This is a genomic window from Streptomyces sp. B6B3, assembly GCF_039871525.1.
Lineage (GTDB): Bacteria > Actinomycetota > Actinomycetes > Streptomycetales > Streptomycetaceae > Streptomyces.
Genome location: NZ_JBDPLU010000008.1, coordinates 70,424 through 95,386, shown reverse-complemented (window position 1 = coordinate 95,386; position 24,963 = coordinate 70,424). Strand labels below are relative to the sequence as shown.

Annotated in this window: 22 protein-coding genes; 10 read left to right on the top strand and 12 right to left on the bottom strand. The window is 72.8% G+C overall.

The annotated features are described in order from the left end of the window. Positions 1-19 precede the first annotated feature (19 nt). Positions 20-604, bottom strand: a complete 585-nt coding sequence (locus tag ABGB06_RS18290) for a helix-turn-helix domain-containing protein (RefSeq protein ID WP_347590606.1) — start codon at positions 602-604, stop codon at positions 20-22. Positions 605-678: 74 nt separating this feature from the next. Then, on the bottom strand, positions 679-990 hold the full coding sequence (locus ABGB06_RS18285) for a hypothetical protein (protein ID WP_347590604.1): 312 nt from the start codon (positions 988-990) through the stop codon (positions 679-681). Between the two features lie 215 nt (positions 991-1,205). Here ABGB06_RS18285 and ABGB06_RS18280 point away from each other — a divergent pair, with 215 nt between their 5' ends. Further along, positions 1,206-1,877, top strand: a complete 672-nt coding sequence (locus ABGB06_RS18280) for a sensor domain-containing protein (RefSeq protein WP_347590602.1) — start codon at positions 1,206-1,208, stop codon at positions 1,875-1,877. On the opposite strand, the gene ABGB06_RS18275 is transcribed toward ABGB06_RS18280, so the two are convergent. Both ABGB06_RS18275 and ABGB06_RS18270 read right to left on the bottom strand, forming a co-directional pair. Beyond that, positions 1,861-3,438 (bottom strand): HAMP domain-containing sensor histidine kinase, encoded by a 1,578-nt coding sequence (locus ABGB06_RS18275; protein ID WP_347590600.1) that lies wholly within the window; start codon positions 3,436-3,438, stop codon positions 1,861-1,863. The two genes, ABGB06_RS18280 and ABGB06_RS18275, sit on opposite strands and share 17 nt — an antisense overlap. Beyond that, entirely contained in the window at positions 3,435-4,148 is a 714-nt protein-coding gene (locus ABGB06_RS18270) for a response regulator transcription factor (protein WP_347590598.1), read from the bottom strand. Before ABGB06_RS18270 ends, ABGB06_RS18275 begins: the two co-directional genes overlap by 4 nt. A gap of 433 nt (positions 4,149-4,581) precedes the next feature. On the opposite strand from ABGB06_RS18270, the gene ABGB06_RS18265 reads away from it, so the two are divergent. From ABGB06_RS18265 to ABGB06_RS18255, 3 genes are all read left to right on the top strand, one after another. Further along, the gene (locus ABGB06_RS18265; protein WP_347590596.1) at positions 4,582-5,760 is read left to right on the top strand and encodes a S8 family serine peptidase; all 1,179 of its coding nucleotides are present in this window, start codon (positions 4,582-4,584) and stop codon (positions 5,758-5,760) included. A 75-nt stretch (positions 5,761-5,835) separates the two neighbouring features. Next, a complete protein-coding gene (locus ABGB06_RS18260) occupies positions 5,836-7,458 on the top strand; it encodes an ATP-dependent DNA ligase (protein WP_347591066.1) in 1,623 nt (540 codons plus the stop codon). Positions 7,459-7,609: 151 nt separating this feature from the next. Continuing rightward, positions 7,610-8,689, top strand: coding sequence for a L,D-transpeptidase family protein (locus tag ABGB06_RS18255; RefSeq protein WP_347590594.1), 1,080 nt, complete (start codon positions 7,610-7,612; stop codon positions 8,687-8,689). An 80-nt stretch (positions 8,690-8,769) separates the two neighbouring features. On the opposite strand, the gene ABGB06_RS18250 is transcribed toward ABGB06_RS18255, so the two are convergent. From ABGB06_RS18250 to ABGB06_RS18240, 3 genes are all read right to left on the bottom strand, one after another. Next, entirely contained in the window at positions 8,770-9,837 is a 1,068-nt protein-coding gene (locus ABGB06_RS18250; RefSeq protein WP_347590592.1) for a hypothetical protein, read from the bottom strand. Positions 9,838-9,945: 108 nt separating this feature from the next. Beyond that, positions 9,946-11,508, bottom strand: a complete 1,563-nt coding sequence (locus ABGB06_RS18245) for a hypothetical protein (RefSeq protein ID WP_347590590.1) — start codon at positions 11,506-11,508, stop codon at positions 9,946-9,948. After that, positions 11,508-13,730 (bottom strand): hypothetical protein, encoded by a 2,223-nt coding sequence (locus ABGB06_RS18240; RefSeq protein WP_347590588.1) that lies wholly within the window; start codon positions 13,728-13,730, stop codon positions 11,508-11,510. The genes ABGB06_RS18245 and ABGB06_RS18240 overlap by 1 nt, the downstream gene beginning before the upstream one ends. Positions 13,731-13,884: 154 nt before the next feature. On the opposite strand from ABGB06_RS18240, the gene ABGB06_RS18235 reads away from it, so the two are divergent. After that, positions 13,885-14,883, top strand: coding sequence for a 2-dehydropantoate 2-reductase (locus ABGB06_RS18235; protein WP_347590586.1), 999 nt, complete (start codon positions 13,885-13,887; stop codon positions 14,881-14,883). Between the two features lie 30 nt (positions 14,884-14,913). After that, positions 14,914-15,420: a hypothetical protein gene (locus ABGB06_RS18230; protein ID WP_347590584.1), complete on the top strand. Its 507-nt coding sequence runs from the start codon at positions 14,914-14,916 to the stop codon at positions 15,418-15,420. Here ABGB06_RS18230 and ABGB06_RS18225 read toward each other — a convergent pair. The 3 genes from ABGB06_RS18225 to ABGB06_RS18215 all read right to left on the bottom strand — a co-directional run bounded on the left by ABGB06_RS18225 (position 15,414) and on the right by ABGB06_RS18215 (position 21,203). Continuing rightward, complete coding sequence (locus ABGB06_RS18225) at positions 15,414-16,292, bottom strand: methyltransferase domain-containing protein (RefSeq protein WP_347590582.1); 879 nt, start codon at positions 16,290-16,292, stop codon at positions 15,414-15,416. The two genes, ABGB06_RS18230 and ABGB06_RS18225, sit on opposite strands and share 7 nt — an antisense overlap. Before the next feature lie 55 nt (positions 16,293-16,347). Further along, complete coding sequence (locus ABGB06_RS18220) at positions 16,348-20,094, bottom strand: substrate-binding domain-containing protein (protein ID WP_347590580.1); 3,747 nt, start codon at positions 20,092-20,094, stop codon at positions 16,348-16,350. A gap of 137 nt (positions 20,095-20,231) precedes the next feature. Next, complete coding sequence (locus ABGB06_RS18215; protein WP_347590578.1) at positions 20,232-21,203, bottom strand: right-handed parallel beta-helix repeat-containing protein; 972 nt, start codon at positions 21,201-21,203, stop codon at positions 20,232-20,234. 231 nt (positions 21,204-21,434) lie between these two features. Here ABGB06_RS18215 and ABGB06_RS18210 point away from each other — a divergent pair, with 231 nt between their 5' ends. Both ABGB06_RS18210 and ABGB06_RS18205 read left to right on the top strand, forming a co-directional pair. Next, positions 21,435-21,665, top strand: coding sequence for a DUF2277 domain-containing protein (locus ABGB06_RS18210; RefSeq protein WP_347590576.1), 231 nt, complete (start codon positions 21,435-21,437; stop codon positions 21,663-21,665). Positions 21,666-21,822: 157 nt separating this feature from the next. Then, the gene (locus ABGB06_RS18205; RefSeq protein ID WP_347590574.1) at positions 21,823-21,978 is read left to right on the top strand and encodes a hypothetical protein; all 156 of its coding nucleotides are present in this window, start codon (positions 21,823-21,825) and stop codon (positions 21,976-21,978) included. Positions 21,979-22,106: 128 nt separating this feature from the next. Here the strand turns inward: ABGB06_RS18205 and ABGB06_RS18200 are convergent, their stop codons facing one another. After that, the gene (locus ABGB06_RS18200; RefSeq protein WP_347590572.1) at positions 22,107-22,442 is read right to left on the bottom strand and encodes a hypothetical protein; all 336 of its coding nucleotides are present in this window, start codon (positions 22,440-22,442) and stop codon (positions 22,107-22,109) included. Positions 22,443-22,565: 123 nt separating this feature from the next. Further along, complete coding sequence (locus tag ABGB06_RS18195; RefSeq protein ID WP_347590570.1) at positions 22,566-22,841, bottom strand: hypothetical protein; 276 nt, start codon at positions 22,839-22,841, stop codon at positions 22,566-22,568. Positions 22,842-23,393: 552 nt separating this feature from the next. Here ABGB06_RS18195 and ABGB06_RS18190 point away from each other — a divergent pair. Together ABGB06_RS18190 and ABGB06_RS18185 are read left to right on the top strand one after the other, a co-directional pair. Next, positions 23,394-24,062, top strand: coding sequence for a hypothetical protein (locus ABGB06_RS18190; RefSeq protein ID WP_347590568.1), 669 nt, complete (start codon positions 23,394-23,396; stop codon positions 24,060-24,062). 73 nt (positions 24,063-24,135) lie between these two features. Continuing rightward, positions 24,136-24,963 carry a hypothetical protein gene (locus tag ABGB06_RS18185; protein WP_347590566.1) on the top strand — a complete coding sequence of 276 codons (828 nt, stop codon included), beginning with the start codon at positions 24,136-24,138 and terminating at the stop codon, positions 24,961-24,963.

Below are 24,963 nucleotides of genomic sequence, written 5' to 3'. Positions count from 1 at the left end.
GGGGTCCGTCAGGCGTTCGTCACGCGGCCAGGCGGACCTCGCCGGGGCGGGCCGCCACGCGGCTCGTCCCGCCGGCGCGTCGGGCGGCCAGCTCCGTGACGGAGCTGAGGGACGCCTCGGCGCGGCCGGGGGTGCGGGCGTGCCGCGCGGCGCCGCCGGCGGACGTCCCGGCCCGCGTCAGCTCGTGCTGGGCCAGGGCGAGCAGATCCGCGAGCCGGAGGCCGAGCGCGTGCGCGGCGGCGGCGAGCACCTCGGACGACGCCTCCTTGCGGCCGCGTTCGACCTCCGAGAGGTACGGCATCGAGATGCGGGCCTCCTCGGCCACCTCCCTGAGCGTGCGCCGCTGGTCGAGCCGTTCGCGGCGCAGCACGTCGCCGACGACGTGCCGCCACAGCGGCTCCCTGGCCGCGGGACGCGCCGGAACCGCGGGCTCGACCGTCGCCGGCCCGGGCTCGGCCCCGGGGCGGCCGTGCGGCTCGGCCGCCGGCTCGGCCCGCGGGTCGCCCTGGGGGTCGACGCGCGGTTGGACGCGCGGTTCGACGCGCGGAGCCGCGGCCGGGCGCAGCGGGACGACGCGGGCTTGTTTCGGCGCGTGGTTGCTCACCCCCTCAGCCTAGGAACGTCCCGCCCGGCCGGGAGTCCCCCGGCGGTCCGCTCTCCGCGAACGGGGGCGCCGGGTCAGTCCAGGCCCGCGCACAGGTACGCGTCCATCAGGGACCGCACGGCGGCCTCGGCGACCAGCACGTCCACCCAGTCGGAGCTGGTGCCGCTGGCGTCGAGGACGATGCCGCGCTCGCCGTCGGCGGTGACGCCGACGCGGACGGTCGTGCCCTCCACGTCGCCGCCGTGGCCCCAACGACCGCCGCCGCACGGCAGCGGCTCGCGCATCAGGCCCAGGCCGTACCCGAGGCCGGGAAAGACCCGCCGGAACTCCGCGTTGGCGGGCACGGTGTCCCGCATCCGGGCCAGGACGGCCCCCCGACGCAGCACCCACCCCCTACCGAACGGCCTTCCCATCACACGGCCCCCGCCCCTCCGGCCAGCCCTGCCGCCACCGTTCCCCTCCCCGTTCCGGCTCATCCCCACGTACCGGCCCGGGGATGAGTTCGGAGGGTCCCCCCATGCGGGAGGGTGTAGGTAGGCCCACCTCGGGAGGCGTGTCAGGCGCCTGGGCGGAGGAGGCGGGGACGGGAGAAGGTGGTCTCATGACCGCGATGACCGCACCGAACGCAGCAACCACCGCCTCCGCCGCCGGCGGCCTCGACCACGCCGGACGCCCCCGTGGGGCGAGCCGGTTCTGGCGCGAACTGGGCTATCTGTTGGCCGGACTGCCGGTCGGCATCGCCGCCTTCACGGTGGTGGTCACCGGGCTCTCGGTCGGGGTGTCCGCCGTCGTGCTCGTGGTGGGACTGCCGCTGCTGGCCGGCACGCTGGCCGCGGCGCGCGGCTTCGCCGGCTGGGAGCGCCGGCGCCTCGCGGCCGTCACCGGCCAGCCGCCGCGGGCGCCGCGTTACGTCGAACGCGAGGGGCACGGCCTCGCCCGCACCCGGCAGGCGTTGCGGGACGGGCAGGCCTGGCGCGACGTGCTGCACGCGGTGGCGTCGTTCCCGATCCGCGTCCTCACCTTCAGCCTGGCGCTGACCTGGACCCTCGGCGGGCTCGGGGAGCTGCTCTACGCCACGTGGTCGTGGCCGATTCCCCGCGACGACAACGCGGGCCTGCTGGACCTGATGTTCGGCATCGACTCCCGGCTGGCCGACATCGCCTTCAACATGGGCATCGGCGTGGTGCTGCTGGCCACGGCCGTCCCGATGGTCCGCGGCCTCGCCGCGCTCCAGGCGGGCGTCGCGCACGGCCTGCTCACGCCGGCCGAGTAGCCGACGAGCCCGCGCGCGGGGCGCCGGCCGCGGGGCCGGGCCGGGGCCCGGGCGGCAGCAGGACGACGAAGCGGGCGCCGCCCTCGGGGCCGTGGGCGTGGGCGGTGATGGTGGCGCCGAGGCGGGTGGCGAGGCGGTGGGCGATGGCCAGGCCCAGGCCGGCGCCGCCCGGTCGGCTGTCGCGGTAACGGGCCCGCAGCACGCCGCGTTCGAACGCCACCGCCACGTCGGCCTCGGTCAGTCCGGGACCGCCGTCCCTGACCTCGAGCCGGGCCCCGCCCCAGGGGGTGTCGCCCGCGTCCGCCGGGTCCGGCGGGGCCTCCTCCTCGTGGAGTGCCAGCACCAGCGGCCCGCCCGCCGGGGTGACGCGGAGCGCGTTCTCCGCCAGGCCGTCGATGAGCTGCCGGACGCGGAAGCCGTCGGTCCGCACCGGGACGGGGTGTTCCGGCCGTTCCAGGCGGAACTCGACGCCGTGCCGGGCGCACCGCCCGGACCAGGCGCGGCCGGCCTCGGTCACCAGCGCGTCGAGGTCGACGTCGTGGATCTCCAGCCGGAAGTCGTCGGCCTCCATCCGCGCCAGGTCGAGCAGTTCCCGCACGAAGCGGTCGAGGCGGCGGGTCTCGGCGAGCACGGTGCGGCCGACCTCGGCGGTGTCCTCCGGCGGCACGACGCCGTCCGCGAACGCCTCGGCGTAGCCCTGGACGATGGTCAGCGGGGTTCGCAGCTCGTGCGAGACGGACAGCAGGAACTCGCGCTGCCGGTTCTCGCTGCGGGCCAGGGCGGTGTCGAGCGCGCCGAGCGCCTCGGCCAGTTCGACGAGTTCGGCCGGGCCGTCCGGCGCGAGCCGCAGACCCCGTTCGCCCTCGGCCAGCCGGTGCGCCACCTGGGCCGCGGTGACCAGCGGCCGGGCCAGCCGGCGGGCCAGCAGGGCGCCGGCGAGGGCGGCGCCGGCCAGCCCCGCGCCCAGCGGCCAGGCCAACGCGCCGCGCATCCGGTCGGTCGCCTGGGACACGGTGCTGAGCGGCTGGGTGAGCACCACGGCGCTGCCGTTCCTGGCCGGGTGGCCGGCCAGCAGCACCTGCCGGCCGTCCAGCGTGGCGGTGGTGGCGACCGGATAGCCGGCCAGCAGGGTCGCCCGGGTGTCGTCGCCCACCGCGGGCGCCGCCGGCCCCGTCGTCATGCCCGTCGGGGTGATCAGGGCCAGCAGCACGTCGTCGAAGCCGGTGATCCGCTGCTCGCGGTCGAGCAGCAGGGACGACATGGCGGGCGTCCGGCTGAGCACCTCGGCCCGACGGGCGAGTTCCTCCCGGCCCTGGGCCTCGGCGCTGGTGCGCAGCATGTACCAGGCGACCACGCCGGTGAGCAGCACGGCGACGGCCGCGACGGTGATGGTGAGCAGGACGATGTCCCCGGTCAGGCCGCCGCGGCCGGATATCCAGCCGGGCCACCCCAGCCGGCGTCCCCGCAGCCGACCCCACCGAGACCGACCCCACCGCAGCCGACCCCACCGAGACCGGCGCCGCCACGGCCACCGCGGCGGACGCCGCCGGCGGGGTCTCATGCCGACGGGTCCGGAACGCTGTAGCCGACGCCGCGCACGGTGCGTATCGGGCAGGCGTCGCCCAGCTTCGAGCGGAGCTGCGAGATGTAGACGTCGACGACCCGGGTGCCCCGCTGGTCCGGATAGCCCCAGACCTGGGCGAGCAGCTCGTCGCGGCTGTACACCCGGCCCGGCTGGCTGAGCAGGCTGTTCAGCAGGTTGAACTCGGTGGTGGTCAGCTCCACCGGACGGCCGTCGGCCCGAACGGTGCGGCGGGCCGCGTCGAGGGTGACCCGGCCGACGGTGCGGACCGGCTCCTCGGGACGCCCCGACGTGCGCCGCAGGATGGTGCGGACCCGGGCCACCAGCTCGCGCGGCGAGAACGGCTTGGTGATGTAGTCGTCGGCGCCCAGTTCCAGGCCGAGCACCCGGTCGGTCTCCTCGTCGCGGGCGGTGACCAGCAGGATCGGGGTCCAGTCCCCCTCCTCGCGCAGCCGTCGGCAGATCTCGTCGCCGTCCATCGTGGGGAGGCCGATGTCCAGGACGATCGCCACCGGGCGGAGCTGGCGCGCGGCGGCGAGCCCCGCCTCCCCGTCGCTCTCGATCTGTACGCCGAAGCCCTCGCGAGCGAGGTAGAGCCGCTGTAACTCGGCGATGTGCCGCTCGTCCTCGACGACCAGGACCAGGCCCTTGGCTCCCCGTGTGCCCTTGGTGCCCTTGCTGTCGGACATGGGTATCGATGCTAGCCCGGGTGGGGCGCGCGGGCGGCGGCGCGCGCCGGGTCGGGCCGCTGACCGGCCCGAACCCTGACACTGCCCGAACATTTCCCGAACATCGCGTTCGGACTGCTCGCGCAGGCTGCTCGGCAGAAGGCACCTGCGCCGCCGGCGGCGAGCGAACCAGCACCACGAGAAAGACCAGAAACACCAGCACCACAAGCACTACGAGCACCACGAGCACATCCAGCGAACCGGGCGACGCACCTGCCGCGCGCGGTTCGCGCGGCCGGAACGGACGGGGAAGGGAGAGACGGTCGTGGCCACCCAACGGGACACGCGACGGGAGTCGGAGGAACCGGTCACGACGGCGCCTCCCCACCCTCGTGCGGCCCGGGGCAGGCAGGCGGACCGCTGCCCCGGACGCGGCGAGCGACAGTGACACGCCGTGGGACGACGGCGACGGGACGGCACGGCGACCGTCGCGGGAGTGGCGGTCGCGATGGCCGCCGCCGTACTCGTCCTCGGACCGGTGAACGGGTCGGTGGCCGCGCCGGTGTCCGCGGCGGCGGGCACCGGCACGGGCGCCGATCCGCTCCGTGACGAGCAGTACGGCCTCGACCTCAGCGGGCTGGCCGGCGCCGGCCGGGCCGGCGCGGACGCGCGGGGCACGGTCGTCGCGGTCCTGGACTCCGGCGTCGACGCCCACCACCCCGATCTGGCCGGACGGCTCGTGCCCGGCATCGACCTGGTCGGCGGCGACGACCGTCCCGACGACGAGAACGGCCACGGCACCCGGGTCGCCGGCGTCATCGCGGCCAGCCAGGGCAACGGGCTCGGCATCGCGGGCGGCGCGCCGGGCGCCCGGATCATGCCGGTGCGGGTGATCGACCGGACGGGCGCGACCAGCAACGCCATCCTCGCCGAGGGGGTGCGCTGGGCGGTGGCGAACGGCGCCGAGGTGATCAACCTGGACCTGGGCGACCCCGCCCGGTGCCGCGCCGGCGTCGGGCTGCGCCGCGGCGGCCCACTGGACCGGGCGCTGCGCGGCGCCGCGGACGACGCGGTGATCGTGGTGGCGGCCGACCGGGCCGACGACGTCGCGGGCCTGTACCGGCTGGCCGCGCCCGTCATCGTGGCGGGCGCGACGGAGCCGGACGGGCGTCCCGCGCTCCGCCACACCGCGCCCGCACACTCGCCCCAGGGCGCCCGGGCGCCCTGGGAGTACCCCCGGCGGGTCTCCGCACCGGGTGTGGACATCGTCTCCACGGTGCCGGGCGGCGGTTACCGGCAGGCCTCCGGCACCTCGATGGCGGCCCCGCACGTGGCCGCGGAGGCGGCGCTGCTCATCGGGCTCGGCGCGGATCCGGCGCGGGCCCGGGAGCTGATCACCTCGACCGCCGCCAACCCGGCGGGGGACCCGCGGCTGGGGGCGGGGCTGATCGACGCCCGGGCGGCGGTCGCGGTGCTGCTGCTGACGCCCCTGACGCCGCAGGAGGCCCAGCACGCCGCGCCGCGGCAGACCGCGGGACCGCTGCTGGGCGTGGGCCTCGTCGCGGGGGTGCTGCTGCTCGCCTCCGGATCGCTGCTGCTGTCCAGGACCCGGCGCAGATCCTGCCCCCGCTGAGCGGGCGGGGTCGCGCGGCGCCGCGTGCTGGCGCCCGTGCGGCTGTCAGTGGGGCGGGGGACCATGGGAGGCATGCTGTTGTTCGTGGACGTCGCGGAGACGTCGCGGGAGGTGGCGGGGAGCGCGGCCCGCTCCGCCAAGACCGTGGCGCTCGCCCGGCTGTTCGCCAAGGCGGACCCGGACGACGCTCCGATCGTGATCACGTACCTCGCCGGGCGGCTGCCGCAGCGCCGGATCGGGGTCGGCTGGCGGGCGCTGAGCAGCCTGCGCCAGGCGCCCGCGCCGGTGGCGACGCTCACCGTGCGGTCCGTGGACGAGGCCCTGGGCCGGATCGCCGCCGTTTCTGGCAAGGGTTCGACGGCGGAGCGCCAGCGGCTGCTCGGCGAGCTGATGGCGGCGGCCACCGGGACGGAGCAGGACTTCCTGTTCCGGCTGCTCAGCGGCGAGCTGCGGCAGGGCGCGCTGGACGCGCTGGCGGTCGAGGGCCTGGCCGCCGCCGCGGGCGCCGAGCCCGAGGAGGTGCGGCGGGCGGTGATGCTCGGCGGCTCGCTCGGCGCCGTCGCCCGCGAGCTGCTGGCGCACGGCGTGGAGGTGCTGGGCGCGTTCCGGCTGCAGGTCGGGCGCCCGGTGCAGCCGATGCTCGCGCAGAGCGCGAAGAGCGTGGACGAGGCGCTGGACCGGGTCGGCCCGTGCGCGGTGGAGGAGAAGCTGGACGGGATCCGGGTCCAGGTGCACCGGGACGGGGAGCGGGTGCGGGTCTACACCCGGACGCTGGCGGAGATCGGCATGGGGGCACCTCCCAGGCGCCCCGGCGCCTGGGGGAGCCTGGCGGAGGTGCGGGCGGCGGCGTTGGAGCTCGACGTGCGGCAGGCCGTGCTGGACGGCGAGGTCATCGCGCTGGGACCGGACGGCCGGCCCCGGCCGTTCCAGGAGACCGCCGGCCGGGTCGGCACCCTGCCCCGGCCGCTGGCGGATGAGGCGGCGGGGCCGCTGCCGCTCTTCCCCGTCTTCTTCGACCTGCTCTACGTGGACGGCCGCGAGCTGCTCGGCCTGCCCGCCGGCGAGCGGCACGCGGAGCTGGCCCGGGTGGTGCCCGAGCACCGCCGGGTGCGTCGGCTGGTGGTGCGGGAGCCGGCGGACGAGGGGCAGCGGGAGGCGGCTCGGGCGTTCGCCGACGACGTGCTGGACCGCGGCCACGAGGGCGTGCTGGTGAAGGGCCTGGACTCGGCGTACGGGGCGGGGCGGCGCGGCGCCTCCTGGCTGAAGGTGAAGCCGGTGCACACCCTGGACCTGGTGGTGCTCGCGGCGGAGTGGGGGCACGGACGCCGCGCCGGGAAGCTGTCCAACCTGCATCTGGGCGCCCGCCGGGCGGACGGCACGTTCGGGATGCTGGGCAAGACGTTCAAGGGTCTGACCGACGCGATGCTCGACTGGCAGACCGAGCGGCTGACCGGGCTGGCCCTGGACGGCGACGTGGGAGGCGGGGACGACGGGGGCGGGGACCGGGGCGGGGAGGAGGGCTGGGTGGTGCGGGTGCGGCCCGAGCTGGTGGTGGAGGTGGCGTTCGACGGCGTGCAGCGTTCGACGCGCTATCCGGAGGGGGTGACGCTGCGCTTCGCGCGGGTGCTGCGCTATCGGGAGGACAAGCCCGCCGCGGAGGCCGACACCGTGGAGTCGGTCCGCGCGCTGCTCCGTTGAGCGCCCGTTGAGCTCCCCGCTGAGCGCCCGCTGAGCTCCCCGCTGAGTGGAAGGCCCGGATTGTGGCTCCATCGTTATGGGATCTTGGAAACATTCCGGCTGCAAGGCGCATCTATACCCATGAAGCCCATTGGGAACGAGGGGGATACAGATGCGCACGACCGTTCTCCGCCGAACCGTCACGGCGGGCGCCGTGGCGGCCGCGCTGTTGCTGTCCGGATGTTCGTCCGAGGGCTCGGAGGAGCCCTCGGGATCCACCGGGGACTCCCAGTCGCCGGCGGAGTCCGACGATGGCAACGACGAGCCGAACGGCGAGGCCGAGGACGAGGCCCCGCAGGAGCCGGCGGAGCAGGTCCTCTTCGCCTACGGCGACGAGTCGGACGAGGTGCGCGAGCTGCAGGCGCGGTTGGCCCAGTTGGAGTTCTTCACCGCGCAGCCCACCGGCTTCTTCGGCGACATCACGCTCGGCTCGGTCTCCGAGTACCAGCGCGACCAGGACCTGGAGGTGACCGGCGAGGTCACCGAGTCCACCTGGGACGCGCTGACCGGGCAGACCACGACGCCCACCGAGGAGGAGATGTTCCCGCCGCAGCCGGTGCTGGACTACGGGGCCAACTCCGAGCAGGTGCGGGAGCTCCAGGCCCGGCTGGCGCAGCTGGACCACTTCACGCAGAACCCCACGGGCTACTACGGCGAGGTCACCACGGCCGCCGTCAGCGCCTACCAGGCGGCGGCGGGCCTCGAGGAGACCGGCACGGTCTACCAGGACACCTGGGACGCGCTGACCGCCGAGACGGACACGCCGACCCAGGACGAGATGTACCCGCCGCTCGACGTGCCGGAGGCGGAGCCGGCCCAGGTGCTCGACGACCGCTGCCTGACGGGCCGGGTGCTGTGCATATCGAAGACCTCCTCGACCCTGTCCTGGGTGATCGACGGCGAGGTCGAGATGACGATGGACGTCCGGTTCGGCGCCGAGGAGACGCCCACCCGCGAGGGCGTGTTCGAGGTGTACTGGAAGTCCCGGAACCACCACTCGACGATCTACGACTCGCCGATGCCGTACGCGATGTTCTTCGACGGCGGCCAGGCCGTGCACTACTCGGAGGACTTCGCCGCCAACGGCTACAACGGCGCCTCGCACGGCTGCGTCAACGTCCGCGACGAGGGGGCCGTCTCGCAGCTCTTCGACGAGGTGAACGAGGGCGACAAGGTCGTCGTCTACTGGTAACCGCGCCCGCGGCGAGGTCGGGCCCCCGACCTCGCCGCGGAGTCATGCGGAGTCCAGCAGAGTCCTACACAGTCCTGCGGTCAGCCGTCGACCGCCTCGGCGACCGCGCGCACCAGCTCCGTCTCCTGCGGCCCCGGCGTGCCGGGCGCGCCGACCGTCTGGGTGTACCAGGCGCTGATGGCCAGGACGTGATTCCCCGAGATGACCGTCGTGTCGAGGTAGCCCAGTTCGGTGTCGAGGCGGGCACCGTCGGCGATGTCCGGACCATTGATCTCGTCGGCCGGGGGACGCCAGTTCTCGACGATCTCCGGATCGGTGTACACCACGGCGTCCAGCGCCGCCTCGTTGCCGGTGAAGGTGCAGCTCACGCCGCCCGTGTCGCTGAGCACGGTGCGTGCTGCCACGAGTTCCTCCCCGAGCACCTCGGCCGCGTGCGCCAGGTCGACCTCGGCGCACGGGCCCTCGGGCTCGCCGTCGGGGATGCTCGGCTCCGCGGGTACGCGTTCCAGGGCTAGGACGGCGACCGTGGCGACCGCCTCGCCGAGCTCGCCGTCGGGGATCGCGGGCATGCCGCCGGGTCCGTCGTCGTAGGTGTAGCTGATGATCAGCCCGACGTCGCCGTCGATCACCCTCAGCTGGCGGGAGCGGACCGACCCGTCCGGCGCGGTCGTGGCCACCACCTCGGCGCGGTCACCGAGGTTGTCCAGTGAGCCCGTGTCCCGTCCCTCGAAGGCCGCGAAAAGTGCCTCCTCGTCCGCACCCGCCACGGTGTTGATCCACACGCCGGGGAGACCCGGTATGTCATCCGAGTAGTAGCCGCAGGCGGCCAGCCGCCCACCGTCCGCCTGCGGATCGATCGTTCGCGCGGTGATGTGCAGGGCGGGGATGCCGAAGATGTCGGCCAGTTCGTCGGGCGCGAACAGCTGGCACTCGTCGAACCCGGTCTGCGCGGCGGGCTCCTGGGACTCCTGTTGTTCCTGTTGCTCCTGTTGTTCCTGTTGTTCCTGTTGCTCCTGCCCGCCGCCCCCGAAGGCGCCGAGGGAACTCCCCGCGGTGTCGCCCTCCGGCTCGGCCGAGTCACCGCTGGAACAGCCCGCCACCAGGGCCATGGTCCCCAGTGCCACCGCCAGTCGAGAAGGCCACCTCATGTCGCACTCCAAGATCGTGATCTCTTACTGGGTGCCAGCGTGGCCAACGGCGCTTTCCTGCCACTTTCACGCCGTGCGGGCGGTGTCTTCCAGCCACCACCGGGCGCGTCAGGGCTGGTTGGGGATGCTGCAGTCGGTGGGCGGTTCGCCGTTCGGCCAGGCCACCCCGTCGAACCGGATGCCGCCCTCCCGCTCCGGGTCCAGGCTGACCACGGACACCGCCTTGTTGTAGGCGTTGCCGTTGTTGTCCAGGCAGATCCAGCCGCTGGCGCCCTCGACCCGGTTGACGTCACGCAGCCGCGGCCAGGCGTTGCCGATGTCGGTCAGCGACGGGATCGGCTGGTCGGGGGTGACGCTGTTCCAGATCGCCCGCACCGCCGTGGTGACCGCGTCGTAGATGACGATCGCGCGGGAGTCGGTGAGGTCCAGCCGCTCCGCGCCGATCGGGCCCACGGGCCGCTCCTCGGCCTGCCGCACCAGCTCCTCCAACTCCTGGAACGCCGACGCGTCGCCCCCGGACCCGACCGGCGCGGAGCCACTCCCCCAGGCGTCGGGATGCGCGATGGCCGCGTACTGCACGGTCACGCCGTTGCTCAGCGCCTCCCAGCGGAGCTCCTTGTCGGTGGCCAGCGAGGAGGCCCCGGAGCCGGTGATCACGGTGAAGCTCCGGGTCGTGCAGTGCCGGCCGCCGAGCTCGTTGACGAACTGCCGCAGCTGCACCGGCCGGCCCGCGAAGTAGATGGTGTCGGCCGGGCCGGAGCAGATGTTGTTGACCATCTGGTTGAAGGTGTTGGACAGCGTGCTCTCGTCGTTGACGTCCGGCGGTGACTCGTACGTCTCGGGGGCGCGCTGGGCCTGCGCCGTGAGGTCGCCGAAGACGTCGGCGAGCGAGGCGATGTAGTTGTCGTCCTCCCGCTCGTCCTCCACCAGGAGAGTGCGGGTCGGGTCGACGGTCTCCGCGTTGAAGTAGCCCAGCGCCTGGGCCTGGTCGCCGTTGTCCGGGACGATCTTGGCCATGCCCGGGTACGCGTCGGGACGCTCGTCCGTGTTGCCGATGTCGTCGGCGGTCAGCGGCCCGGCCACCACCGGGATGCCGTGGTCCCTGGTCAGGTACTCGATGGTGGCCCGGGTGCTGGCGATCGAGACGTTGAAGCCGGTGACGGCGCGTAGCTGATGCTCCGAGTCCGCCATGTCGACGAGTTGCCGGGCGACCGGCTCCCAGTGCGCGTTGTCCGGCCCCGGGTTGGCCAGCACCAGGCGTATCCGCGGGGTCTCGTCCTCTCGGTGGTTGGCGTGGTACTGCGCCAGGTAGGCGCCCTGCACCTCGCGCAGCGTCTGCTCCCGCTCGACCTGGTCGGCGAAGTTCATCGGCACCATGAAGGCGACGGTCACGTAGCCCTCGCCGGAGCCGGTGACCCGGTCGTTCTCCTCCTCGATGCGCCGGGAGACGTCGTCGAGCAGCGGGTCGAAGCTGTAGCCGCCGTCGGTGACGCCGACGCATTCGCCCCCGCGCTCGGTCACCCCCTCGGCGCAGCTGCGGTCGCGGAGGGCCACGACAGCGACGACGCTGCCGGCCCCGACCGTCCCCACGACGACCACGCCGACCACCCATCGGGTCAACACACCCCAGGCGAGGGGCCGATACCAGGTGCGGGCGGGCCTGGAAGCCATCACGACTGCGTCCCTTCCGGTGTCTCGGGCAACGGTGTCCGCAGGGCGGGGGCCTGGATCCCCTCCCTGAGCTGGGTCCGCCAGGCGTGCGCCGCGTTTCCGAACACCCCGGCGTCGGCGTCGTGGTAGCGGTGCAGCCAGTCGAGGACGGAGTGGACCTCTTCCACGTCCTCGGGGTCGGGCGTGGTGGCCATCGGGTCGGACAGCCGCCACACGCAACGGGTCAGCTGCCGGATCGAGCGGTGCGCCGGATCGTCGCCGGAGCAGACGGGACAGTCCGGCGGCCCGGCCCCGGGGGTGCCGGGGGTGCCGGGGGCGCCGGGGGTGCCGGGAGTCCCGGGGGGACGCACCAGCTCGCGGGGCGCGCGGGGGGCGGCACAGACGATGTTGACGACGGTGAGCCACTGCCGGGGTGTGAGGCTCACGAAGAGCTCGTGCAGCCGGCGGGTCACGACCTCCAGTTCGCCCAACGCCAGGGCGTGGTGCAGCGAGAAGGCCCAGTGCACGCCGGGGGCGGACGGGGCACCGTCCGGTCCGGGGTCGGGCGGCCGGTGCTCGCGTAACCGTCCGTGCGCCGTCTCCCAGTCCGCCGGGTCGGCGTCGCGCGCGGGGCGCGGCCGGTCGGCGAGCCGGCGCAGCAGCAGCGCCCGCAGCGCCCGGTCGCGGACCGGCGGCGCGGCCGGCGCGGGCCACGGGTCGCGGCGCCAGTGCGGTCCTGCCAGCTCGCCCCGCACGTGGTTCAGCCGGCGGGTCGCGTCGCCGTCGTCCTGCGGCCGGGGCGTGCCGCGCTCGCGCAGCAGGGTGCGCGCGGCCGTGCTCTCCAGGGCGGCGGACAGCAGCACCGTGTCCCCCCGGCGCACCGGGAGCTGGCCGGGCAGCAGCAGTTCGAGCAGCTCGTGGCCGACGCCGTCCGCGAGGAGGTCGTCGCCGGTCAGCCGCGCCGGGTCCGCGCCGGCGTCGAGCCGTCGCAGCGCGGCGTCCACCAGGATCCGGGCGCAGCCGGCCCGGCCGCCGCTGAGCCGGGCGATCGGCCGCTCCAGGTCCGGCGGATACCTGACGGGACCGAGGGCGATCCGCAGCATCGTCCTGATGTGCTCCTGCCGCACCTCGTTGATGTGCAGCCGCAGCAGCCAGCCGGCGGCGGCCGTCGCGGCGGGGGTGGCGGAGGAGGGGGCGGACCAGGCGAAGGGGCGGCCGACGTCGTCGAGCGGGCGGGGGCAGCCGGCGTCGTGCGCGTCCCTCGCGTGGTCGCACGTCTCGCGGCCGAGGGCGGTGCCCACGACGACCGGGTGCACCGGCGACCCGCCCTCGGCGGCCAACGCCCGGTAGCCGTCGCCCAGCAACTCCAGGAACCGCGGTCCCACGCCGGCGTGCACGTTGTCCAGCAGGACCAGCGGCAGCGATCTGGCGTTGTGCCGCTGCAGGACGCCGTACCGGGCCGCGACGTCGGCCACGAAGGCCTCCACCAGCCGGCGCTCGGCGGTGCGCCGGCTCTCGCCCATGGTCTGGAAGTCGATGATGAAGTAGAAGAGCCGGTCGATGTCGTCGCCCAGCGCCGCCGCCAGCCGCCGGCCCCACCAGCGCAGCGGACTACGTGACCGCCGCGACAGCAGGAACTCCCGGCCGGTGGAGATGAGGGCCTGGACGAAGCTCTCCAGGCCGGGCAGCACGATGGGCAGGCAGTCGGTCAGCGCGGTCAGCCAGCCCTCGATGAGCTGCCGTCGTTTCCCCGGGTCGGAGAGGGCTCCGGTGACGAACTGCCAGAGCTCGCGCTGGGCCGCCAGCAGTCCGGCCGGGACCAGGCCCCGGCCGTCCTGGTCGGGTATCCAGGCCGTGGCGACCAGGAGGCCGAGGGAGAGCCGGGGGAAGGGCAGGCCGCCGCCGCGGGTGTGCAGGCCGAGCTGGTGCCTCAGCAGGTAGAGCAGGTGGGTGACCGGCGAGGCGGTCGGTGACTCGGTCAGCCGCATCGCGTCCAGGGCGCTGTTGCCCAGGTCCGGCGCGGCGAGGTCGGCGCGGGCCAGCGGAAGCCGGTGGGCGTAGCCGTCGGCGAGGGCGTCGAGCATCGCCGTCTTGCCGCTCGCCCGCCCGCCGGTGACCCTGACGAGCGGCCCGGCGCCGCCGAAGTCCGGCCGGAACCTGCGCTCCCTGGTTCGCTCCAGGCCGACCATCCGGGGCACGAGCCCGTCGAGTAACGCGCCCTGACCGTACGGTTCCTCGCCCATCGCCCCCCCGTGGCGCCGTTGACGTGGTTGTGCGCAGCTGTGCGGACCGTGCGTGGATCGTGTGCGGAGAACATCGCGGGTGACGGTCAACACGTTACGGGTCCACCAGCGATTTTCGGATGGTTGTACGGTTTTTGGCGCGGATAATGGCCCGATGCGCTACATCATCATCGGGGCCGGTGCGGTCGGTGGGTCGATCGGCGGACGGCTGTACGAGAGCGGGCACGACGTCGTCCTGGTCGCGCGGGGCGCGCACGCCGCCGCGCTGCGCCGGAACGGGCTGCGGTTGCGCACCCCCGAGGCCACGCTGACCCTGCCGGTGCCGGTCGCGGCGGGCCCGGAGGAGGTCGTGCCGCAGTCGGACGACGTGCTGGTCCTCGCGGTCAAGACGCAGGACGCCGTGCCGGCGCTCGACGCCTGGGCGCCGTACGCCGAGTCGGCGGGCGACCCGCCGGTGCTGTGCGCGCAGAACGGGGTGGCCGGCGAGCAGCTGGCGCTGCGCCGCTTCGCGCGGGTCTACGGGGCGTGCGTCTGGCTGCCGTCCGAGCATCTGGAGCCCGGCCTGGTGAGCGCGTCCTGCGCGCCGCTGACCGGGGTCCTGCACCTGGGCCGCTATCCGGAGGCCGCGCCCGACGACGTGCTGCCGCAGATCGCGGCCGATCTGGAGGCGTCGCGGTTCGCCGCCCCCGTGGTGCCCGACGTGCTCCGCTGGAAGTACGGCAAGCTGCTGCTGAACCTGGTGAACGCGGTGGAGGCGCTCTGCGGCCCGGTGGAGGACGAGGCGACGCGGGATCTGGCGCGCCGGGCCCGGGAGGAGGGCGAGGCCGTGCTGGCCGCGGCGGGCATCGCGCACGCGGGGGCGGAGGAGCAGGCGGCGGCGCGCGCCGGGCGGATGGAGATGCGGCCGCTCGCCGGCGAGGGCCCCGAGGCGCGCGGCGGAGGCTCGTCGTGGCAGAGCCTCAGGCGCGGTCTCGGCTCCATCGAGGCCGACTACCTCAACGGCGAGATCGTGCTGCTCGGCCGCCAGCACGGGGTGCCGACCCCGGTCAACGAGACGCTCCGGCGCGCGGCGAACGCGTTCGCCCGCGAGGGGCGTGCGCCGGGCTCGACGACCGCGGAGAAGCTCAACACGCGTATCTCCCAGCTCATCTGATCACCCGTCCATCCTCCGTTCGGTACGGTGATGCCCGTCAGCATCGCCGTCGTCTTCCCGGAGGGACGGATCATGAGCAGCAGCCGGCGCCGTCGCGCGCTCCTCGCCCCGCTCGTGTCCCTGGTCGCGGCGGCCGTGCTGGGGGCGCTCGCCGGCTGCAGCACCCAGGCCCCGGCGGGGCCCGCCGACGGCGATCCGGTGTCCGCTCCCCCGAGCCCGGACGAGTCCCTCACCCCGCCGGAGCCGGACGCCACCGGGCTCACCCAGGCGTCGCCCGACCAGGGCGTCACCGAGGAGTCCCCGACGCCGTCCGCCACCGAGCCCGACGACCCGGACGCCTCGGACGAGGGGGCCGAGGCCTCCGAACCACCCGCCACCGCGCCCGACCCGACCGAGACCGCCGCGCCCGACCCCACCGACGGCGCGGACCCGGGCGAGGAGGAGGCCATGGAGCAGCTGTGCGCGATGGGCGAGCCCTACGACTGGTGGGGCGACGCGAGCATCCGGCAGATGTGCGAGGACGAGTACGGCTACTGAGCCGGCGGCTCCCGGTCGGGAGCGGGGCCCAGCTTCGTCGCGCGCAGCGAGTACATCAGCGGAACGCCCGGCTGCCCCGGCGGAAAGCGGTGGTACCCGTCCTCGTCACGCTCCAGCACCGGATACCGCTGGAAGAGCGTGAACGGGTGCTCGTGCAGGAAGTCGACGCGCAGCCCGGCCCCGCTGATCGCGGTCAGCACCTCGCCCAGCGGATGGAACCACTCCACCGACACCGTCTCGGTCAGCTCAGGACCGCCGGTGTAGGTGTACGCGAAGTCCTCGACCTGGCCGCGTTCCTCGAAGTAGTCGCGCTCCACGGTGCGGCCGTCGTCCCCGAGCATGTCGGTCAACGGGTGGAACTCGGCCAGGTACAGCGCCCCGCCCTCGTCCAGCAGCGAGGCGACCACCCGCGCCCAGCGCACCAGGTCGGGCAGCCACACCAGCGCGCCGATCCCCGTGTAGACGACGTCGAAGCGCTCCCCGCCCAGGGCCGCGCCCGCCTCGTACACGTCGGAGACCACGAAACGCGCCCGGTCGGCCAGCCCGACGTCGGCCGCCAGCGCCCGGGCGGTGGAGATCGCCTTCTCGGAGAAGTCCAGCCCGGTGACCTCGGCGCCGCGCCGCGCCCAGGACAGCGTGTCCTGGCCCATGTGGCACTGGAGGTGCAGCAGCCGCAGGCCCGTCACGTCGCCCAGCTCCGCGAGCTCGAAGGCGCGCAGGGTGTCGCCGCCGGCGCGGAATCCCGACAGGTCGTAGAAGTCGCTGGCGGCGTGGACCCGCACCCGGTCGTCCCAGTTCGCGCGGTTCAGCCGGAGCCAGTCCGGGTGTCCCTCGCGGTACGGTCCGTCGCGGTGCGCGTCCGTCTCGTTCATGTGGGGGACGGTAGCCACCGAATCCGACCGGCGCCCAGCGGTTTTCCGTGAGCGCTCAGGGAGCGTCGCGGTAGGCGTGCGGGGCCACGCCGGTCACCTTGCGGAAGACCCGGCTGAAGTAGGCGCGGTCGTGGAAGCCGACCGCGCGGGCGATGGTCTGCACGCTGTCGTCGCTGCGTTGCAGGCGCTCCTTGGCCCGCTTGATGCGCAGCCGGGTCAGGTACTCCCAGAGCGTGACCCCGAGCTCGCGGTGGAAGAGCCGCCCGAGATGGTCCTCGCTCACCCCCGCGGCCTGCGCCACCTGCCAGCGGGAGAAACGGTGCCGGTAGTGCTGTTCGAGGTAGGCGAGGGCGTGCCGGACCGGCGCGTAGGTGCGTTGGGCGGCGGGGTCGGTGCGGGCGCGCTGGATCATCGCGGTCAGCAGCCGGGCGGTCTCCGCGTCGGTCAACACGTCCCGGCCGAGCAGCACCACGGACGGGTGGCGCTCGGCGCGGCGGGCGTCGGCGAAGGTGAAGCCGGTGTCGCTGAGCATCAGGACCGGAACGCTCGGCGGGCCGCCGCCGTCGCCGCCGGTCGAGCCGGTGGCCCCGGGAGCGGCGCCCGGGCCCGTCGCCTCGTGCAGCCGTTCCACCAGTTCGAACCCGTCCATGTCGGGCAGCGCCCGGTCCACGATGAGCAGCCCCGGCGGGTCCTCGGCGAAGAGCGCGCAGGCCGCCGTGCCGTCCGCCGCTGCGCGCACCGTGCGCCCGGGGAGCACGCCGGTGAGCAGCCGCCGCAGCCGCTCCCTGGTGTGCGCCGAACCGTCCACGATGAGCGCGGGCGCGGCCAGGCCCGACGGGCGCAGCGCGTGCAGCGCCTGGCCCAGGTCATCGCCGCCCACCGGGCCGTAGAGCAGGAACGGCGTGTGGCGCAGCGCCGGATGGTCGTGCAGCCGGCGGATGGTCGCCCACTCCTGCGCGGTGGCCCGTTCGGTGTCCCAGGCCACCGCGGCCGGCCCGGGCTCGCTGGTCAGAGTCGCCACGTCGTCGTCGGGGTGCAGCACCCGCGCGACCAGCCCGTGCCGGCCGGCCAGCGCCGCCACCTCCCGTGGCCCCGGTCCCGCCGACGCGGCGACCAGCAGGGTGCGCCCGGACGCGGCCGGCCGGGGCGGCGGTCCCGAATGCTGCTCGGCCGGGGTGGGCAGCGGCAGCTCCAGGTGGAAACCGGGTCTGGGTCTGCGCCGGAAGGCGACCGAACCGCCGTGCAGCACCGCGAGCCGGCGGGCGATGGCCAGGCTCAGCCGGCTGCCCGGCTCCCCCGCGGCGAACGGCTGGAACAGCCGCTCGTCCTCGTCGGGCGGCACGGTCAGCTCGGGGCTGGTCACGTCGACGTGCAGCCGGTCCGGGCCGGCCTCGGCGGCGAGTTCGAGGCCGGGAGCGGCGCCCGGTCCCGCCGTCGCGGTGATCAGGCCGCGGACGATCTGCCGCAGCCGGAAGGCGTCGGCGCGCAGCGCGGGCAGCCGGCGCGGCAGCGCCAGGCGCCAGCCGGGCCGGGCCAACGCCCCGAACGTCTCGGTCAGCAGCGGGCGCGGGTCGAGCAGCCGACGGGTCAGGTCCAGCGCGTCGATCTCCGAACGGGTCAGGTCCAGCAGGTCGTCGATGAGCCGCAGCAGCCGCTCGGCGTCCTCCGCGACGGCCGGATCGCGGCCCCTGGTGTGGTTCAGGATCGACTCCACGGGGGTGCGCAGCTCGTCGGTGGCGTTGTCCAGCAGCCGGGTCTTGAACTGGCTGGCCTGTTCCGCGGCGTCGCGCGCCCGGCGCACCTCCTCGAAGAGCCGCACCCCCTTGAGCGCCGCGCTGATCTGGTCGCCCAGCGCCCGGTACAGCGCGCCGTGCCGGGCGGCGTGCTGGCGCGGCCCGGCGTCGAAGAGGGCGAACCCGAGCTGCTCCTCGCCGATGTGCAGCGCCTCCAGCACGACGGTGAACCGGTCCTCGCGCGGCACCCTGGCCAGCGGCGGCCGCGGGACGTGCTCGCCGTCCGCGCCGGCCCACGCCAGCGGGCCCGCCTGGCCCGCGGTGCCGCCGGTGGCGCTGGTGTTGAGCAGCAGGCGGCAGCCGGGCACGCCGAGCCCCGGCAGATGGCGGCCCAGCGCGGTGCGTATCGCCTCGGTGTCCACCACCGTGGTCAGCGTGGTGCCGAGCTCGCGCAGCTTGATGGACTCCTGTTCCCGCGTCCACCGCTCGTACTCCAGCAGCCGGCGGGACTTGTCGGCCACCATCAGCCGGGCCTGGCCGAGCAGCCGCTCGGCGCGGGCGTCGTCGGGCCGCAGGTCCGCGCGGAGCCGCAGCAGCGCGCGGTCCCAGGCGGCGGCGTCCTCGACGCCCTGGATCCAGCCGTCGAGGCGGCGTTCGAGGAGGCTGAGGAAGGTGACGCCGGTTCCCGAGGCGATGTCGGCGCGCAGCGCCTCGGTCAGCTCGGCGGTCGCCTCGGGAAGCGACGGGGACGGCGACGGCGACCCGTCCGCGCCCGGCCCGGCCGTCTCCTCGGGAGGCGCACCTGCGGGGAGGGCATCGGCGGCGGGAGTATCAGCGGGAGCACCGGCGGCAGCAGCACCGGCGGCAGCAGCACCGGCGGCAGCAGCACCGGCGGCAGGCGTGTCGGTCGGCAGAGCCTTCGGGGGACGAGCCTCGGCGGGAGGATGCTCGGGCGCGCCCTGGATCACCAGCGGGGAGTGGCACCCGCAGGACCGGCGGGTGACCAGCGTGCCGGGCACCGCGCGCCGCGCCGGCGGGCGCCCGCCGCGCAGCCGGGCCAGCAGCGTGTCCACGGCGAGCGCGCCGAGCTCGGCGAACGGCAGCGCCACCGAGGTCAGCGGCGGATCGCTGAGCCGCGCCTCCAGCGAGTCGTTGAAGCTGATGACCGCCACGTCCTCCGGCACCCGGACCCCGCGGCCGGCGAGGAACCGCAGCGCGTCCGCGGCCAGCACGTCGCTGCACGCCACCACGGCGTCGAAGTCCCGCCCGGGGCGCAGCCCGCGGACGTCCACCAGCACCCGCATCGCCGAGGCGCCGGCGCCGTTGGCGAAGTCCACCGAGGCGGAGACCAGCGACCGGTCGTGGCGGATGCGGTGCTGGGCCAGGGCGTCGGCGTAGGCGCGGAAACGGTTCACCGAGACGGGGTTGGCCAGCGGCCCGCGCAGGCAGGCCAGCCGGCGGCGGCCGTGCGCCTGCACCAGGTGGCTGACGGCCTTGCGCATGCCGGCGTAGGAGTCGAGCAGCAGCGTCTCGTGGTCGGCGTGTTGGGGATGCTGGGGATACCTCCCGGTCTCCCTGGCGGGGAGCCCGGGTTCGCCGGGACCGTGCTGGCCCGGCTGTCCCGAGAGACCCGGCTGGCCCGGCTGGCCCGAAGGCCCGGGCGCGCCAGCGGCGTTGTGCGGCCCCGGGGCCTCCGCGTGCTCGGCGAGCGCCCGGTTCAGGCTGACCACGGGAAGGGCCGAGAGGTGCCGGATCAGCCGCTCGGCCCGCTCGTCCTCGGCGGTCAGCGCGCCGGCCGGCAGGCCCAGCGTGGAGGTCCAGCAGATGGCGCCGTCCAGCCGCAGCGGGCCGAGGTCACGACCGATCAGGTCGTAGATCGCGTTGCGCGGCGCGCCGTCGGGACGTAGTGCGTCGCCGGGGAAGCAGACGACGTTGACGTCGTTCCGTTCGGCCGCCTCAAGCACCCCGGCCCAGAGACTGGCGCCGACGCCTAGGTGGATGTTGGCCGTGACGAGCCCGACGGTGGGCCGCCTCGGCGCCCGCGTCGCTGCGGGCCCGCGTTCCGCCATGGGGGCTGCCTCGCTCGTGGGAAACGCTCGGCGTCTCTCGTGGCGAGGACGATAGCGGCAGGCCCGTGCCCGGACAAGGCGGCCAACAGCCTTGTCCGGGCTCGGACCCACGGAACGGGACGTCGATCAAGGACCTGTCAGATCTGACCGACCCCAGCGCCACCGGTCACGATCGACTTGACGTCCGCGGCCGGGTCCAGGTCGTAGCTGTACGAGGGGTTGCTCACCGAGCCGCCGGTCTCGCCCTCGCTGGAGTTGACGAGCTCGTTGTCCCGGGCGACCAGGTCGCCGGGTCCGGAGTCGCCCTCACCCAGGTGGTACGGGTCGTCGACGTTCTCGAAGTAGTTGCCCTCGACCAGCACGCCGGCGTCCATGGTGGACGCGACACCGTAGCTGCCGATGTCGTTGTAGTAGTTGTTGTAGACGTGCACCGGGTTGCCGAAGCGGACGCGCGGGTTGCGCTGGTTGGTGGCGTCGAACCAGTTGTGGTGGTAGCTGACCTTCAGGTTGCCGACGTCCTCGCCCGAGTTGTCGTCGTCGTGGCCGAGGAGCATGTTCTTGTCGGAGTCGTAGACGTGGTTCCACGACACCGTGATGTCGTCCGAGGCCCGCTTGATGTCCAGGCTGCCGTCGCTGGCACCGGTGAAGTCGCAGTGGTCGATCCACACGTTGGTCGAGTACTGCACGTTGATGCCGTCGTCGTTCGAGTTGCTGAACGTGAGGTTCTGGATGATCACGTTGTCGGCCTCGCTGACGTTCAGGCCGCTGCCGGTGATCTCGGCGTCGCTGCCGACGCCGATGATGGTCTTGTCCGAGGTGACGTCGGTCATGTCGGACAGCGAGATGGTGCCGCTGACCTCGATCTGCAGCGGGCCGTCGCTCTCCGCGGCCTCGGCGAACGCGCCGGCGTCCGACACCTGGACGACCTCGCCACCGGCGCCGCCGGTGGTGTTCTGGCCATAGCCCTCGGGGGTGCCGACGGCGAGCGTCTCGGCGGCCTCCGGCTCGGCGGCGGCCCCGTTCCACGCGGTCACGCCGCCGATCGTCGCGGCCGCCGTCACCACCGCTACGGCACTGCCCAGCTTGAACCGTGCGCTCGTCCTGCGCATGGGAATCTCCATCCATGTGGGGGTTGGTGGATGTTTGCTGCATGTGGGGGAACGACCGCCGACCGCGCGGCTCTCGGCGTCGGGACGATGCTAGGGCGGGGCCTGTGGACGATGACGGGCCCTGTGTGGACTATGGCGCGCTGCCCGGTCCCGCCGCCCCCGCCAGCTCCGCTGGGGAGGGCGTTCGCGCAGCTCAGCGCCGTTGTCGGTGCTGAGTGCGACACTGGAGACATGTGCCGAAGCATCAAGACGCTCCGCCCGCCCGCGACGCCCGAGGTCTCCGACGACGAGGTCCGCGCGGCGGCTTTGCAGTACGTTCGCAAGGTGTCCGGATTCCGCGCGCCGGCCGCTCACAATCGGGAGGTTTTCGACGCGGCGGTGGACGCGGTGGCCGAGGCCACCCAGCGTCTGCTGGACGGCCTGGAGGTCCGAGGCGCCCGGCCGAGGATATCCGACCGCTAGGTCCCGCCCACGGACCGGGCCGGGTCTCAGACGACCGGGATCTCAGACGACCGGGATCTCAGACGGCCGGGATCTCAGACGGCCGGCTACTCAGACGCCCGCAGTCTCAGAGGGCTGGGTCTCAGACGGCTGGGTCTCAGACGGCTGGTGCCCGCTTGTGTTTCTGCTGCTCTCCGGCGCCGTGACCGGGAACGCCCGTGTACCCCTCGCCCGAGCAGCGGGCGCACGCGACGCCCACGTCACCCTGGTGGTGCTGCTCGACGTGCCCGTGGTACTGCTCGCGCGCCCGCTCCGGGTAGCCGGTGAGTTGTGACTGCCAGCTGCACCCGGGGTTGTCGCACAGGTACCGGTAGAGGCTCTGCCGTTCGAGGCTGATGTGGATCGCCCCCTCATTCGGTGGTGGTCATGAGCGTATGGCCTTCGGCGCGCGCTGACCCCGCCCTACCCCCAGCGCGCCGCGGAGAGCCGCGTCCCGTTCTGGTGGCGCTCCACACCATGCGGGGTACCGTGCTCCGCGACGCCCCCGCCGCGGCACCGGGCGCAGGGCTCCTGGCCGACCCGCAGCAGTTCGCCGCTCGCGTCGTAGAGGTACACCAGGCACACCGACCCCAGGCATGCCCGGGTCGGACAGGGCTCGTTCGCCCGCTGCTCGGTGCCGGTGGGCAGCCACCGCGGCACCCAGGCACAGCGCAGGCACGGATAGGGGAACGACCCCTCGACGCCGAACAGCACGACGACGGTCTTGGCGGCCCCGCAGGACGGGCAGGCGTACGCCACGGCATCCCGGCTCTCACTCGGCGGACACTCTCCCGCCGGAGCCTACCGACGCCGATGACCGTCCGCGCTCGACCGACTACGGGATCGCCCCGGCGGGTTCCCGTCGCACCGCGACGTCCCCCGTCACATCTCCCGGGTGACGTCGATCGCGGACTCCTCGGAGCCGCTCACCGTGTGGTGGACCACCCACGTCGCCATCGGCTCGTCGTTCGCCAGGTCGTTGAGCAGATCGACGTCGACCGACATCCGGTTCACCGTGGGAATCTCGGACGCCACCGCCTGCCTGACGAACTGCTCGGGGTCGGCGCGCATCGCCTCCTGGTCGCCGTCCTCCATCACGATCCGGAAGATCTCGACCTGCCGCATCTCGTTCTCACCCTTGCGGTGCACCTGAACCATGTCCGCCTCCCGCTGCCGCGTGAACCTCTCCCACCAGCGTGCGCGGGACCGGCCGGTCGGCAAGTCGAGCCACGATCCCGGCGGACACGGGGCGTGGCGAACGCCACACACCGGGTCACCCGAAGGGGCGACGGGCTCAGGAGGGCGCGACCCCGCCATGACCCGCCATGGCGAAGGCCCCGCCGCGGTGCGGCGGGGCCTTCGTGCGATGCGCGCTCGGAGGGATTCGAACCCCCAACCTTCTGATCCGTAGAACGGGGCGCCCCGGTGCGGGTGGCCTGCTCGACCTGAAGCACCGTGTGCCGGTGGGGGCACATGACAGCCGATGTGCGCCCCTGTTGCTGTCACCGTTGCTGTCAGCCGCCCGCCAGCTGGCCTGCACCATCGCCCGACCCTCCGGTCGTCCGTCGGCACGTCCGAAGCTAGGGGCTGACATCTGATGATTTCGCCCACTGGGGCGTACCAGACGATAGCCTGACCGTGCGCATCTGGGAGAGGGCGACCTCACCCAACCCCGCCTTCCTCCTTCTTGCGGACCACAGATTGACTGCCGTGTTCTACTCGATCGACTTAGCCGCTCAACAGACCTCCTCCTCTGCGCTGCCCGCAACCGCCGTTGTGGCATCTTGCGCCCTTTTCTTTACGATCGCGTCGTTCTGGTGGCTGAATGCTCGCCAAGGACGCCTAAGGACCTGGGAGCCAAAATCCTTTGCCGTGGAATTGACAGCATCGGCGATGCGGCTTCGACTCCCGCTAGTACTGCACAACACTGGGGCGAAGCCGATCATTGTGCAAGATTTTCGACTTTCTTTCACCGACACCCCTGATTCGATATTCGATCTTCCATGGGTCTCCACTCGAAAGGGACTTCGTCCAGAGAAGGGCGAAGAACTCACCTTGCCGGCGGGATTTGCACTAGGCGGGAGGGCAGCCGAACAAGTTTTCATCGAATTCCGGACACCTTTTCCCGAATTTCACTGGACAGCTCGCGACTATAACGTGACGCTTAGAGTGAAGATGGGACACCGCAAGGATTGGAGAGTCCTTGCAAACTTCCCTCTTCGTTTTGGCCACATCCTCTATCCTGATCAGTACATGCCCTATAGCAACTCTCCTCGCAAGTTGACGGAAGACGAGACTTCGAAAGCCAATGAAGCTCTTGCCCGCCTAGCAGAATCGTTCGAAACTTCTATTGATCCCGGTGGCGACACCCCCACCTAGCGAGATCATCGTCTGGATCTCATTCAATCGTCTGCACATCGTCCCGTACCACGAAACGACGAAAAGAGGACTCATGCGCCTTCGCGACTTTCTTTACTTGGATACAGCGAGATTGAGTGACTACATGTCGGCACTCGATCCCGGACACCTTATCCAGATGCGAGAAAAAACGAAGTCAGAGAACAGCGGCCAACCGGACAGTGACGCCTACTTGGACGATCCTCCTACCAGCGTCCAGGAATCCAAGGAGGAAAGAACCCTTGAAAAAATTCTCAGCTACTCGGAAAAGCATTCATTCAACCGCCTATACGAATCACTCGAATCAAACATCAAGAAGTACGACGAGTACACCGATGTGGAAGTGCAGGAGATCGACAAGCATGCACTTGTTGAAGTATCGCGGAATTTCGAGGTTTCCCAGCTAACCCAGCTAATCGACTCATTGCTTGAATTCACGCAGATGGTCAAAGGCATGGGAGTCACCGATACAGACCCGGAAGCCGAGGTCGCCATTCAGGGGATCACTATGCTTTTTCGCGGAAGAGATGAGCAGCAAAAGGAGATCCCCATTGTGTCAACTGCGGGGGATCTCGAAACGAAAGTATTTTTCGTAGCCCGGAGTGATCACATCTTGCGAGGGATTGACGAACTCGAAGGCGAATCGACACTAGTCGGAAAAATTGATAAGATCATCCCGAATGAGCGCGAATTGGATCTCTTCGATGTCTTGAAACTGCTACCGAGGAAGATGCGGCGAAGTGGTGTGGCAACTGACCTAAAAGCTCGACTCATGGAAGCTTTTCGTTCCTGGCCTCATGAGCTGGGAGGGCCGATCGCCGAAGATGCCTTTATCCTGAAAGGTCCGTTGATTGCGGTTTCGCCACTCGCAGTTTACAGATAG

Bases quoted from the DNA above. Each gene is read 5' to 3' on its own strand.
- ABGB06_RS18280 (WP_347590602.1), top strand. From the start codon at position 1,206: ATGACCGCGATGACCGCACCGAACGCAGCAACCACCGCCTCCGCCGCC.
- ABGB06_RS18275 (WP_347590600.1), bottom strand. From the start codon at position 3,438: ATGAGACCCCGCCGGCGGCGTCCGCCGCGGTGGCCGTGGCGGCGCCGG.
- ABGB06_RS18270 (WP_347590598.1), bottom strand. From the start codon at position 4,148: ATGTCCGACAGCAAGGGCACCAAGGGCACACGGGGAGCCAAGGGCCTG.
- ABGB06_RS18255 (WP_347590594.1), top strand. From the start codon at position 7,610: ATGCGCACGACCGTTCTCCGCCGAACCGTCACGGCGGGCGCCGTGGCG.
- ABGB06_RS18250 (WP_347590592.1), bottom strand. From the start codon at position 9,837: ATGAGGTGGCCTTCTCGACTGGCGGTGGCACTGGGGACCATGGCCCTG.
- ABGB06_RS18245 (WP_347590590.1), bottom strand. From the start codon at position 11,508: ATGGCTTCCAGGCCCGCCCGCACCTGGTATCGGCCCCTCGCCTGGGGT.
- ABGB06_RS18240 (WP_347590588.1), bottom strand. From the start codon at position 13,730: ATGGGCGAGGAACCGTACGGTCAGGGCGCGTTACTCGACGGGCTCGTG.
- ABGB06_RS18235 (WP_347590586.1), top strand. From the start codon at position 13,885: ATGCGCTACATCATCATCGGGGCCGGTGCGGTCGGTGGGTCGATCGGC.
- ABGB06_RS18230 (WP_347590584.1), top strand. From the start codon at position 14,914: ATGCCCGTCAGCATCGCCGTCGTCTTCCCGGAGGGACGGATCATGAGC.
- ABGB06_RS18225 (WP_347590582.1), bottom strand. From the start codon at position 16,292: ATGAACGAGACGGACGCGCACCGCGACGGACCGTACCGCGAGGGACAC.
- ABGB06_RS18220 (WP_347590580.1), bottom strand. From the start codon at position 20,094: ATGGCGGAACGCGGGCCCGCAGCGACGCGGGCGCCGAGGCGGCCCACC.
- ABGB06_RS18215 (WP_347590578.1), bottom strand. From the start codon at position 21,203: ATGCGCAGGACGAGCGCACGGTTCAAGCTGGGCAGTGCCGTAGCGGTG.
- ABGB06_RS18210 (WP_347590576.1), top strand. From the start codon at position 21,435: ATGTGCCGAAGCATCAAGACGCTCCGCCCGCCCGCGACGCCCGAGGTC.
- ABGB06_RS18195 (WP_347590570.1), bottom strand. From the start codon at position 22,841: ATGGTTCAGGTGCACCGCAAGGGTGAGAACGAGATGCGGCAGGTCGAG.
- ABGB06_RS18185 (WP_347590566.1), top strand. From the start codon at position 24,136: ATGCGCCTTCGCGACTTTCTTTACTTGGATACAGCGAGATTGAGTGAC.